General features: G+C 36.7%; 12 protein-coding genes. 1 reads left to right on the forward strand and 11 read right to left on the reverse strand.

Annotation, left to right across the window (positions count from 1 at the left end; genetic code table 11):
* Positions 1-16: 16 nt before the first annotated feature.
* The 8 genes from yunB to JUJ52_RS05890 form a co-directional block, all read right to left on the reverse strand.
* Complete coding sequence (gene yunB / locus JUJ52_RS05855; protein ID WP_026681555.1) at positions 17-796, reverse strand: sporulation protein YunB; 780 nt, start codon at positions 794-796, stop codon at positions 17-19.
* A gap of 60 nt (positions 797-856) precedes the next feature.
* On the reverse strand, positions 857-1942 hold the full coding sequence (locus JUJ52_RS05860) for an HD-GYP domain-containing protein (RefSeq protein WP_205388759.1): 1086 nt from the start codon (positions 1940-1942) through the stop codon (positions 857-859).
* A 523-nt stretch (positions 1943-2465) separates the two neighbouring features.
* The gene (locus JUJ52_RS05865; RefSeq protein WP_026681557.1) at positions 2466-2768 is read right to left on the reverse strand and encodes a YunC family protein; all 303 of its coding nucleotides are present in this window, start codon (positions 2766-2768) and stop codon (positions 2466-2468) included.
* 79 nt (positions 2769-2847) lie between these two features.
* Positions 2848-4245 (reverse strand): bifunctional metallophosphatase/5'-nucleotidase, encoded by a 1398-nt coding sequence (locus JUJ52_RS05870; protein WP_166529779.1) that lies wholly within the window; start codon positions 4243-4245, stop codon positions 2848-2850.
* 13 nt (positions 4246-4258) lie between these two features.
* Positions 4259-5077 carry a sulfite exporter TauE/SafE family protein gene (locus JUJ52_RS05875; protein ID WP_205388760.1) on the reverse strand — a complete coding sequence of 273 codons (819 nt, stop codon included), beginning with the start codon at positions 5075-5077 and terminating at the stop codon, positions 4259-4261.
* A 545-nt stretch (positions 5078-5622) separates the two neighbouring features.
* Positions 5623-6609 (reverse strand): ABC transporter substrate-binding protein, encoded by a 987-nt coding sequence (locus JUJ52_RS05880; RefSeq protein ID WP_026681560.1) that lies wholly within the window; start codon positions 6607-6609, stop codon positions 5623-5625.
* Positions 6610-6725: 116 nt separating this feature from the next.
* Positions 6726-8033 (reverse strand): NtaA/DmoA family FMN-dependent monooxygenase, encoded by a 1308-nt coding sequence (locus tag JUJ52_RS05885; protein WP_121605578.1) that lies wholly within the window; start codon positions 8031-8033, stop codon positions 6726-6728.
* A gap of 721 nt (positions 8034-8754) precedes the next feature.
* Entirely contained in the window at positions 8755-9513 is a 759-nt protein-coding gene (locus tag JUJ52_RS05890) for an HAD-IIB family hydrolase (RefSeq protein ID WP_205388761.1), read from the reverse strand.
* Positions 9514-9586: 73 nt separating this feature from the next.
* Between JUJ52_RS05890 and JUJ52_RS05895 the strand changes: the two genes are divergently transcribed.
* Positions 9587-10252: a Crp/Fnr family transcriptional regulator gene (locus tag JUJ52_RS05895; RefSeq protein ID WP_205388762.1), complete on the forward strand. Its 666-nt coding sequence runs from the start codon at positions 9587-9589 to the stop codon at positions 10250-10252.
* An 83-nt stretch (positions 10253-10335) separates the two neighbouring features.
* Here the strand turns inward: JUJ52_RS05895 and JUJ52_RS05900 are convergent, their stop codons facing one another.
* The 3 genes from JUJ52_RS05900 to JUJ52_RS05910 form a co-directional block, all read right to left on the reverse strand.
* Positions 10336-10749, reverse strand: a complete 414-nt coding sequence (locus JUJ52_RS05900; protein ID WP_228088847.1) for a YbaN family protein — start codon at positions 10747-10749, stop codon at positions 10336-10338.
* 184 nt (positions 10750-10933) lie between these two features.
* Complete coding sequence (locus JUJ52_RS05905) at positions 10934-11560, reverse strand: hypothetical protein (protein WP_205388763.1); 627 nt, start codon at positions 11558-11560, stop codon at positions 10934-10936.
* A gap of 123 nt (positions 11561-11683) precedes the next feature.
* The gene (locus JUJ52_RS05910; protein WP_205388764.1) at positions 11684-12025 is read right to left on the reverse strand and encodes a hypothetical protein; all 342 of its coding nucleotides are present in this window, start codon (positions 12023-12025) and stop codon (positions 11684-11686) included.
* Between the last annotated feature and the right edge of the window lie 289 nt (positions 12026-12314).

Consider the following 12314-nt stretch of genomic DNA (forward strand, 5'->3'; position numbering starts at 1 on the left):
TTATTATAACAAGTACTTAATCAATATTCAAGTCATCCTTGGGAACGGCTATGTTTGGACCACTACTTCCTTCTCCACCACCAAAAAATTCTGGAACATCACCCATAAGTACCCTTGAGTCAACATATACCTTCGTTGTAATTTCCGCAGGCTCGGTCGTAAATGGTACGACAATCTGTGCATTAACGGTAACCGGTATATAAATTTCAAACAATGCAGCATTAATACCAAATTCTTTCATTTCGTATTTTATATCTGATTGAATACTGCCAACAATTTCAAAATGAACAGGGACTTTGGGTCCTAAATTAGCTAAAATAGTACTTCCGGTCACTTGACCGATGGGAATCTCGACTACCGTTGGATCTTTGTCAGCAAGTTCATTTGCTGAATCTCCGTAATCCTTTGGTTCCATATCTGGATCATCCGTATTTAACATTTCTCCTTTGTTCATTCCGTATAAAAAGTATTCCGCTCTAATGGTAGCAGCTCGCAATGCTCTGCTCACTGCTGAAGCATTCCAACCAACAATGGTAGGATATCCATTTTCATCTTTACTAACGTCCATTAAGTCTTCAAAGCTTATGTTTTCCGTTGACTTCACAGCTTCATTAATCGTTCTAGTCGCGAATTCAACTGTCTTCCTTTTGGCTATCTCCATCAGTGGAGGAGTTATCCCTTTATCTACTATTAGAATACTAAGGGAGGTTAATATGACAAATGTAATTGAAGTCATTAAAAAAATCGCCTTAGCTGGAGAAGTTGCTTTTATCTTTAATCCTGATCGTCTACCCATCTAAAAACCCCCTTGCAACAAACATATGCTTGTTCCAAGAAGGTTAGAATGTAAAAAATCTCAATCTATTTTGCATGAGAAAACCACCACATTTAGTACGTTAGCTAAATTAACATCATATGGTTTAGCTAATTTTCTCCCTTGCTCCTTGTTAATTCGAATAATTGGTCTGTCGCAAACATGCGGATTTTGTTTTACAACAATACCTTGTCTCCCATCATTTAGATCAACCATAATACCATTTGGATAAACAACAATAGAACTCTTTAACGCTTCAATCATTTCTCTATCATATAATTGTCCAGATCCGGCATATAAGATTTCTAAACCTTCGTGAGGAAGCATGGGATCACGATATACACGATTACTTGTAACTGCGTCGAACACATCTGCAATCCCTATTAATTTTGCATATTTGTGTATCGATTCAGAAGTTATTCCAAGTGGATAGCCTGATCCATCCAACCGTTCATGATGCTGTAAGGCACAAAGTGATACAACAAAAGGTACACTATCCTGACCTACAAGAAAACGGTATCCCGTTCTTGTATGGTTTTGAATAATTTTAAATTCTTCTTCTGTTAATTTTCCTGGTTTTTGTAATATATCTGGGTTAATAAACAGCTTTCCAACATCGTGCAGCATTGCTGCCATCCCTATTTCTTCTAATTGCTTATTAGATAGCTTTAACTTAACACCAATAGCCAGTGCATAAATGGCTACATTTAAAGAGTGTTGAAATATATAATTATCCGATACAATCATATCGGTTAATAATGATAATGACTGTTCGTTTTGTTGCAGCTCATTCGTGATTTGCTGAACAATCACTGAAAGTTCCGATCCTTTTTGATCAAGGATATAAGATCGGTTTGTCAATCCATTATGCTGTAGGGAAAGAAATACTTCCTTAATCGTTTCTGAAGCCTCTCGTCTGAGTGATTTTGAAATGGTCGGCATTGCCGCTATATCCTTCATTTCTTCATCCTCAATATAAATGTATGTAATCCCGTGCTTTACTAGTCTATCAAGAAACTGCTTTGTTAAGGCAACACCTTTATTTACCAGAATGACGCCACTTTCATTATATATTGTTTTTGCTAGAATAGCGCCTGGTTCTATTGATCTTGTATTAGCAAGTCTCATTATGTTCTCCTAACACACATATATAGTTATTTACACCCATTCAATTACATAAATCCACTTATTTTAACATAAATCTAATCAAATAGTACCAGAACATACGTGAAATATCTATACCTATTCCTTTATAAATCTATGATTCTTAAGAAACGTATTCATCATTATATGGTAGGTCGTAGGATGTAAAAAAGTGTCTGGTACGAAACGAAAATAGTTAGTCCAAAAGCCGAACGATAAAACAAAATGTTACTACATGGCGCAGTCAAAATCCGTAGGCGCTTTGAAAACAGAGCGTTTTTTCTGTGTACGATGTATCGCTACCGAAGTCTTCCATATCCTGTGGGAACAGCGCAAGCTAAAGACCCCGCGCAGCAAAACGCTCTTTGCTATCCAAGGAAGCTGAAGCCATGTCCGCAAAAAGCGTAATATTTTGCTGGAGCGGTGAGCGCGAGTAAACAAATAATCTGAACTGATTCGTTCGGATTACGATGTGAATAAAGTAATAATTTTTTCCCTGTCTCGACAGCTAAGAGATTCGGATCAATGCATCTTTCCCTATCATTCCTTCTTCCCAACCATATTGCTTGGATGCATCTGTTATTTTTTGTAACGGTGCATGCAAAAGCTCATCAATTGTCCGAACACCTACCGCACGACCAGCTACTACCTTTCGATCTGCTAATTTTTCATTTAATATATCCACATCTAGAGCTGCACACATGATATAACCGACTTCATTCGAAATAATTAACAAGTTCGTTTTTGGTAATTCTACAACGATAGCCGTAAAAAAGATTCCATCTACTTCTAGCGGGTTTACTGTAATCATAAACGTGTATGGCCTCCTTCATTCTCTTCTTCATATCTATATGCAAATGAAGGGCCTATTGTCACAAAAGCCTAAACGCTTAATCCTTAAATCCTTCTTTTAATGTATAAACTAATATATCTCTTAAGAATTCTGGTAAATAATATTGTTTGATTTCTGATTTAGCAACTTCAGGTAACAGCCTGCCAAATGTAAACGTATCCGCAGTAGCAACCGTATACGTTTTTTCTGGATCTAATGGATAAGACCCTAAAAATGCCTGTTTTACAAAGTACTCCCCATTTTTTAACTCCTCCATATCCATTTCAAGTCCAGCAAACGCCATTTTACCTAATACTTTTCCGCGAAAACCAAAACCCTTTAATTGTAATTGCATAAATTCTTTTGTTTGTGATGCTCTTATTACCTCCAGTAATTCGTCACCATTCAACTCTACGACACATGTATTTATCGGATGCGGACAAATGCGATGTACATCACCATAAGTCACTTTACCAGCAGGTAAACCTTCTAATAGGAGTCCAGCATTTAGCATGGCGCAATCTGCCTCTGTTTGTTTCTTAATAGATTCTGTTAAAGCCTGCAATATTGGCGTTGACTGAAACCAATTTACCTCTAAAGGATATGCTAATTCTATAATCGGTTTAGCAAGAATGGTAGTAGCTTGTTTAGATAATTGCTCTATTCTTCGTTCTGTAGTTTTATCTTTTGGTAAATGAGTTATATTCAACGCGTATGCCTCTTTACGACTCAGTTTATGCTCATCATGGTCCCAAGTTAGAATAACTTCTCCTACATAATGACAATGTTTTCCGGCAGCAGTTATTAATGTATTATTAACATACTCGCCATTACGCAACAGATGATGTGTATGTCCGCCGATGATAACATCAATATCAGGGAAGTTTTTGGCAATTTCTTGATCCTCACTATACCCTAAATGCGATAGCAGAACGACAATGTCTGCCTGTTTTTTCACATTATCAATCACCTGTTGTAACTGTTCAAATGGAGGTGATACATACCAATCTAGTAACTGATAAAAGGCATTAAATGGTGCCGTTAAACCGATAACTCCTATATTTACTCCATGAGCGGATTGTAGAATCGTACTCTGTTGCAGCCACGCTGGTTCTATTTGATCGCTACTATGTAAGTTGGCACATACTATTTCAAAATCAGCTTCATCATAAAGATGGAAAAGATCCTGATGCGATAACGTAATACCTTCATTGTTACCTAACGTAACGACATCATACCCTGCTTCATTCATAAGTTGAACATTTGCTTTTCCCATAAAGGCATCTGATATAGGGTGAACTCGGTCTACATGATCACCAATATCAACTGCCCAACAAGAACAGCCTAATTTACGTCGACTATCCCTTGTCTCTTTAAGATATCCTGTAACACGAGACCATTGATCAAAATTGCTATGTAAATCATTCGTATAATAAAAATAGATATTCTCTTTCATTATGTTATGCTCCTTATGATAGCCCTTGAGAAATCATGCGAATCCCAATAATGATTAATACAATTCGTAATATCCATTCTAGTGTTTTACCTGTTAGAAGTTGGTTAACCCAAGCACCTAATTTTCCACCAATCCATGCACCAGGAATAAACAAGAAAACATACTGCCATTCAATATGCCCTAAAGCAATATGTGTTCCAGCTCCAATAATGCTAATAAAGAAGATCATAAACATCGAGGTAGTAGTAGCAATATGCGCCGGTATTCCAAATAATAATATCATCGCAGGCACCATAATGGATCCACCGCCAATACCAAATAACCCAGACAGAGCTCCTACTATTAATGATAGTACAAAAGCTACCCATTTAGACACCGTATATTGATATGTTATTCCATTTAATTCGAATGTCCTTATCTCACTTATGTTATTACTTATCTGCTTTGTTGGCTCTTTTCGCTTAATAAAGAAAAGGAGCGAAATGACAATTGTAATACATCCAAAGTAGAGTAGAAATTGATCACCATCAATAAATTGATTTAACCAAGACCCTATCATGCCGCCAGGTAAACTACCAGATAAAAACAGTAGACCTGTTTTATAATCAACACGTCCACGCTTGTAATAAGCAATAGTTGATGACATGGCGGTAAAAACCATAGAGACTAATGATATTCCAACAATAGCTTGAGGGGTTGCCCAAGAAAATGCATCGGAAAGCTGGTTTAAAAATAATAGGCTTGGAATGAGAATAATTCCACCGCCTAGCCCCATTAAACCACCTACAAAAGCTGTCAAAATTCCTATAAGTATACAAATAACAAAGACCAATCAATATCCCTTCCATCCAACCATTTTTTCTGTCTTATTCAATACTAGCATTGATTTTTAATAATTCCTATATGGAAGCATTCAGTTTAACATAAACTTCAAAACCTCTAATGAAATATTGAAAAACAGCCGTAAACCAAAAGGCTTAAGACTGCTATCTCGTCAACATATAAAGTCTTTTTTTCACGTAATCGATACAAAAAATATTAATAACTTCGTCCCATAATTGAATCAAAAATAATCTTTCTGGAGATAATATATACAAAAGCAAAGGAGGGATGTGGATGATATATATTCAAGTCAAAGAGAATATTATATTGATAAAAACTTGGCCCATAATTATGACAATCCTACTCATCAAACAATTATGGGCACTGCTATGAAGAGGGGCTTGTCCCCTCCTTCCATTTATAGTATGGATAATTATATATAAAAATATACTATATGGAATAAATTTAATAGAAGATTCTATTAGACATAGACCTTAACTTATGAATCCTACTAAGTCTATAGACTCTATTAAAACTACAAATTAAAACGTAACATTATTTTTCCAGATGTTCTTGTACATTTTTTAAAAATTCAATTCGGCTATAAGCTGGACCACCCTCCATTAGTGGGTCAACTACGTTCACAAACACGTGATCATTTTTAAATGCATTGATGTTTTGTACAATCGAATTCTTTTTCATTTCCTCGAAGGCAGTTTCATTTTCTTCATTTTCACTAGTAGAGAATTGCACAAATAAATAATCCGGATTCATATCAGCTAGTTGTTCAACAGATATTGCCTCTTGTGTTTTCGCTTTCTTCACCTCGTCTGGAACTTCTAATCCCAGTTCATCATATAGTACAGGGTTAAAGAATACACCTTCTGGATAGACGAAAACTTGCCCGCCACGAACTCGAATAGCTGCTACTTTTTTACCTTGGAGCTTCTCTGTTAATGATTCTTCTGCAGTAGCCATATCTGATTCATATTCAGACAAGATTGTTTCTGCATCTGCTTGCTTTCCAGTTAATTCAGCCATTAGCTTCAAATTAGCTTCCCAGTTTGTTGAAATATGCGAAACTAAAATAGTTGGAGCTATTTTCTGCAATTTCTCTTGTACTTCTTCAGGAAATTTCGTTGTTCCAAGTATTACATCTGGCTTCAATTCCAGTATCTTCTCAAAATTTGGCTGTTGTTTTTCTCCAATGGATTCAGCTTCCTCGGTCGCTGCAGCATAAATCTCTGGGAACTCTCCTCCCACAGATATCGCTCCTGTTAAGTTTACATCAAGTACTGTAGCATCCTCCATTGCTTCCATTGCTCCTGTCACAACAACTTTTTCTACAGTTTTTGGTACAGTGTACGCTTCACCAAGATACTCAATTGTTCTTGTTTCGCTTTCCTCGCTAGTATCCTCATTTGCTTGAGCCGTGTCTTCACTATTATTAGAAGAACTTGACTCACTATCTTTATCTCCTCCACATGCAGCTAATACAACCATTAGTAATGCGATTAAACTAACGAACATAAATCTTTTCATCTTTCCTAAACCCCTTCCCGCTATAATAATAGTAATACTTAAAATCTAAGCTATCTTCCAATTAATTGTTTCACTGATAAAAACTGATATCCAATCAGACTTATTTCAGTGACAGTTTATGTGATACCTAAATGCTCACGTAAGGTAGACCCAGTATATTCACTCCTAAACAACCCTCGCTCAACTAGCATTGGCATCAGCTCGCTAAAGAACAGTTCCATCGATGTTTTCGAGCCTCCTGGTAAAGCAATAAACCCATCTGCAGCACCTGTTTCAAACCACTCCGTAATTTCATTTAGCGCGTCCTCAACTGTTCCTACGACGACCCAATGTGCAGAACCGACTACCTCCGGCCTTGACAACAGTTCTTCCACTGTGGGCTGCTGTCGTGTAATTAACCTGCGCAACAAATCAGCATGCGTCCTACTGCGAACTGATTGATTTTGATCGGGTAGCATATCGACTGTTATCGATTGATCTAAAGGTAGTGTACTGATATCCATACCAAGTATGGATTTTACTGAAGCATATCTATGCTCTTGACTTAGATGTGCATGCGCTTTCCGATGTAGTTCTAGTGCTTCCTCACGCGTATTGGCTAGGAAAAAATACAATCCAGGCAAAACTCGTATTGCGCTTGGATGGCGTCCATGCTTCTTCGCTCGTCTCCTTAGGTCATCACGTAATTCAATACCTGAAGCCATATCTGGAGTGGCTGCGAAAATAGCGTCCGCTACCGAAGCTGCAAAGTTACGTCCCGATTCTGAGGCGCCTGCTTGGAACAAAGGAATGGTCCCTGATTTATGTGCCGGTACATTAAGCGGTCCTTCAACACTAAAAAAATCACCGGAATGATTGATCGGAGAAACCATTTCCTTATCCGCATATTGTCCTGTAGAACGATTAATAACCAGCGATTCGTTCGGATAACTATCCCATAGCTTGCGGACAATGTCTGTGAATTCACTTGCTTTCTGATATCTTTCCGGTGATGACGGCATCGGATCATCCCCGAAATTTCCAGCACCTTCAATGGAAGTGACGATATTCCACCCTGCACGCCCATTGCTAATCCACTGCAAAGACTGAAGCTGCCTAGCAACCGTATATGGTGAGTTGAAAGTGGTAGAAGCAGTAGTAACCAGTCCAATTCGGTTGGTCTCACGAGCAATCGAAGTTAGCAGAAGCGTCGGATCTAAGCTGCCAAAGCCAGGTGAATTCCCCAGTACCTCTTTGTTCAGAAACAATGTATCTGGCCTAAAGATAAAATCAAGTTTCGCCTCTTCTGCCATCTTCGCTAATTGCACATAAAAGTCGCTTGAATATAAGTTTTCTACACCACTGTCTGTATGTCTCCAGCCATTCCCCTTCATCCATGTTGTTGACAAGGACAAACCGATGCATAGCTGCCTATTTGTGGTCATATGTACCAAAACCTTTCCTACAAAGTAAGTTGTACCCGGAAAATGCTTTAATCAGAAGTATTTTCTACATATGGGCACAGCAGCCATATAATAGTCTATGAATGGTAACATTGTTTTGGAAATTATGTCGCCTTGACCAATGAACTCCTTAGAACAAAAAGGAACACACTTGCCCTGCCCAATAATTAGTTAAACAACTAGTAACCATGCCTCCTTTTTTATTTCTACTTCTTCTGTAACATGATTGGCTACAACACCAAACGACATTTGCTGTTCCTACATCATTAAAAGACAGAATAGAAAGTCAGTAGATTATCTAATTGATATTGATTATCATTATCATTATAATGCTTGTGAAGCATAAAATCCAGAATAATTTTGTACTTTTTTCTAATTAGAAACGAAATCACGAAGTCTATATCAAGATTTAATGTTATTACGCAGTCCCAATCGTATTTCTGTAGTAGACGCAGGCAACAAAATTCACAAAAGAAAAACCTGTATATCTGAAGATACCTAATTAAATGAGCTAGAGGAAAAAGCACCCCGAGAGTCATATCTAAAATAAACGACTACTATGGAGATGCTTTTATTATTGGAGAAAAAGAAATATGTGTTTACAGAAGAAGGGGACCCCAAGTGATTGAAATAAAGGTATCTATATAACAGAATCTCGGGTCAACAGGCAAGGTAAAATGGTGGAATAACTTGTTAATAATCATCAAGTTTTTAAAGCTTCATTATAATGCTTGGCGTAATCACTAATATTTCTTATCGTAGCGGGAACATTTTCCTTTTTTATGGAAATTGTTGCATATTCTTTCATGGCGTGTTCTCCTACACAAACACTATATGTAGCATTTCTAAATAACTCTAAATCATTTTGATCATTCCCAAATGCGATAAATTCCCTTGATTGTATTCCCAATTGGTTTAATCCGTTCATTTTATGTATTCCTAATGGAGATATATCAAGCAAATTCTCTCTCCCATGTTCATAGATCTGTACAGGTAAATGACTCAAATTATGCTTGATTTCATCAGTAGTCGTAAATAAGACGATTTTGGTTATCATCTTTAATTCGTCTAATGACTTATTTTCAGCTTGCTTTTCAGGGTCTAGATTACGAAATATAGAATGCTGCACCTCACCTGTATAGCTGTAATCCCAATCACTGTCTACTAAATAGGTTAAGTGATACTTTTCAATTAATCGCTTTATTTTTAAAACTAAGTTAGGAGTAAACGTGCGCACATGCATTTTTCCATTTTCAAATGTGAAAGCTCCATTTCCTCCTACCATTCGAAAATGGCGATATCTCTTCGGCAAAACTGGTAATAAATCACGAATCGGTCGAGCTGAAGCAAATATGATCTCATGTCCATGCTGAATACAAACATCTAATGCCTCACGCATCTCATAACTTAATGACTCACCCTTAAAACAAATCGTACCATCTAAATCAAATACAAAAATCATTTCTTTCACCTCGCTTACAGTATAATCCTGTTTTGTTATAATAAAAAGGACCAATGTCCCGAAGGAGAACGAAATGACTACATTAATGAATTATATCCAAACCTTTCAGCTTCCATTTCCTGATCATCTAGAACCGTATATAGAATTGATATCCTTTCAAGCAGGTCAGCAGGTTGTCAATACAGGAGATAAAGCTTCAGGCTTCTATATATTGACAGAAGGGAAATATCGTGTAACTACAAATGAAGTAACAGGAAAATCGCTTCTCCTGCGATTTTGTTCACCAGTATCAATTCTTGGTGACATCGAATATTTTCAGAAAAAAACAATCCAATCAGATGTTATTACGATACATCCAGCTACTTTTATTTATATACCTTATACCATCTATGAGCGCTATTTAAGAACTTACAGCCCATTTACAGAGATGCTTTTAGAGGAGTTAAGTTACAAGCTACAAACCTGTACTGTGGCATCCCGAATTAATGCGCTTGCTCCTGTAGAAGCTCGATTCGCTGCATACCTGTGTACCATTTATTCCGATGCAAAATTTGGTAAACAGCTTTTTACGACGAACACGAATGAAGTAGCTTCACTTATCGGCACTACACCTCGTCACTTAAATCGTGTTTTGAAAAGGTTAAGCGAACAACATGTCCTTATCCGTAATAAAGAAAAGCTACATATTAAAAATTGGCCGGTGCTTCTACAATTATCAGAAGGCATTCGATATGAATAACAACAAAAGACGATGCAAAAATGCATCGTCTCGCAGCACTGGGTATAGCTAATTTTCTTATAAATCTGAACAACGAAAGCTTCCTATATAAAATCCTTGGCGATTTCTTCTTGTTTCGGTTTAAGCGTCTTAATTTTCTTGATGAAATAGTATTGTTTATAAAGAGCAAGTATCACTAATAAAATTTTCACCAAGAGAATGTCCACATAAAATACGGAAAACAGGATAAAAGCATCGGCAATCAAATTGATGCGAATTTTTTCTTTACGTGTCATACCCTTTTTTTGGCGGAATCGTTCTACATATTTTTCATAAAACGAAGTTCCCTTAAACCAATTTTCGATTCGCTTTGAACTTTTCGCAAAGCAAAAAGACGCGAAAAGAAAAAATGGCCCACCTGGCAGTACAGGAAGTACGATACCTGCAACACCAATTCCTAGCGAGATCGATCCAAGCAGAAAGAACAGGATACTTTTAATATTTTTAATGGTTATCACCTTACTTTTATTATACTGCAATAGATGACATAGAAATAAGATATTATTAGCTATAACTACATGATTACGAAAGCACTTATAGCTTTCTCATTGTCTGCGAAAAAATCTTACCTATACTCTTTCATAAGTATACAACATGGAACAATAATTGGGTAAGTCCGAGTGAAATTGTAACAGATAATTACTATTTTGGATATTCTTCAAGCTTCTTAAGGTAAATTCGTAACCGCTCTTCCACTTGTTCTTTCGTTCCAAAGCGAATTATTTGTTCACGGTCTAACGGTGTTTCATTTACTAACTTATAGTGTGTATACGTCATTGTAAGTAACTTTAAGAACACTTCAATATGTAGTGCATGACGCTTCTGTTTTGAACTACCAGTATACCCTTCAATAAAACCTTCTGCACTCACTATTAATTGGGATATATAAAGATGATAATTCCCTTTGCGATATCTTTTTGTGTTATGAAACAAGTGGAATAAGGCTTGATAATTAAACACATAATTGGCAGCAAAAGATACTCCTGTATATAGCAGTGGATAGGGATCTATAATTTTAGCACCACGCTTTGTATAGATAATATTTTCAGGAGATGTATCCTGATTTGTCAGAATAATTTTCTCATCGTTTATCGAACGACGAGAAATGAAACTTTCCCCAGCTTTTACAACTTTTGCCCTATCAAATTCGTAAGGACTATCAATTAATTTATTTAATTCCTCTTGATATTCTTTAGTTTCTTCAAAAACAAACGCCTTTAAATCCATATCTAGTTCACCTTTTAACTCACCTGTTTGTCCAATTTCCAAATGACCTATGCCCTTATAAGGAGAATTTAAGTTTTCAAGAGCAAGAAAAAACGCTCCTAACTCTTTTCCATACCTTCTCGATAGATCTGTTGTCTGACGCTGAAGGCCAATAGATTTGCCTAGTTACGATTCAATCGTATAGGTCAGTTTCTCATCAACAAAGAACTTAAATTGCTCCGGACAAACTCCCTCTTTCGCTCTGTTGGCATGTTGGTAAAATGCTTTTGTAGCAGCATATTCCGACGTTAGCGCTTTTCGATTGAATACGACTTCTTTATCATAGGCAACTCTCTTTGGAATACGAAGGACGAGCTGTTCCTTTTCGATTAAATATGCATGATGCCAAGCACCTTCACCTAACCTATTAATTTCAGTTTCCTTTGAAATCTCTTTTAATCCCTCGTTTCTCAAAGCATTATTTAAAAGCTCCAATTCTGTTAGATTTTCTGTTGTAAGTAATTTCATTTCCGTTGTTTTCCCTTCACTATCCTTTTTATTATATACTTCAATATAAAAAGACGTATCCCTTCTTATACAATTCCTATTCTTTCAATCAATTATTTCGCCCAAAATGCAGCATGTAGCTCCAATTTATTCCAGAACAAAAGTCCAATTAGAAATGTAGTTACTGGAGCAAGACAACAGAGATAAAGAAGTCACGGTGAGCTTACGAGCCGATGATGACTTAGATTAGGGCAATTCGTGAAGTCACCTAGCTCTCTGGGCGCTGAAGCTGGACGCGAGCCCCATATTT

Origin of the sequence: Virgibacillus sp. AGTR (assembly GCF_016919725.2) — a bacterium.
GTDB classification, from domain to species: Bacteria; Bacillota; Bacilli; order Bacillales; family Amphibacillaceae; genus Virgibacillus; species Virgibacillus salarius.

What these genes read in the sequence shown, in the direction of transcription:
- yunB (WP_026681555.1), bottom strand. Translation starts at nt 796, where the DNA reads ATGGGTAGACGATCAGGATTAAAGATAAAAGCAACTTCTCCAGCTAAG.
- JUJ52_RS05860 (WP_205388759.1), bottom strand. Translation starts at nt 1,942, where the DNA reads ATGAGACTTGCTAATACAAGATCAATAGAACCAGGCGCTATTCTAGCA.
- JUJ52_RS05865 (WP_026681557.1), bottom strand. Translation starts at nt 2,768, where the DNA reads ATGATTACAGTAAACCCGCTAGAAGTAGATGGAATCTTTTTTACGGCT.
- JUJ52_RS05870 (WP_166529779.1), bottom strand. Translation starts at nt 4,245, where the DNA reads ATGAAAGAGAATATCTATTTTTATTATACGAATGATTTACATAGCAAT.
- JUJ52_RS05880 (WP_026681560.1), bottom strand. Translation starts at nt 6,609, where the DNA reads ATGAAAAGATTTATGTTCGTTAGTTTAATCGCATTACTAATGGTTGTA.
- JUJ52_RS05885 (WP_121605578.1), bottom strand. Translation starts at nt 8,033, where the DNA reads ATGACCACAAATAGGCAGCTATGCATCGGTTTGTCCTTGTCAACAACA.
- JUJ52_RS05890 (WP_205388761.1), bottom strand. Translation starts at nt 9,513, where the DNA reads ATGATTTTTGTATTTGATTTAGATGGTACGATTTGTTTTAAGGGTGAG.
- JUJ52_RS05895 (WP_205388762.1), top strand. Translation starts at nt 9,587, where the DNA reads ATGACTACATTAATGAATTATATCCAAACCTTTCAGCTTCCATTTCCT.
- JUJ52_RS05910 (WP_205388764.1), bottom strand. Translation starts at nt 12,025, where the DNA reads ATGAAATTACTTACAACAGAAAATCTAACAGAATTGGAGCTTTTAAAT.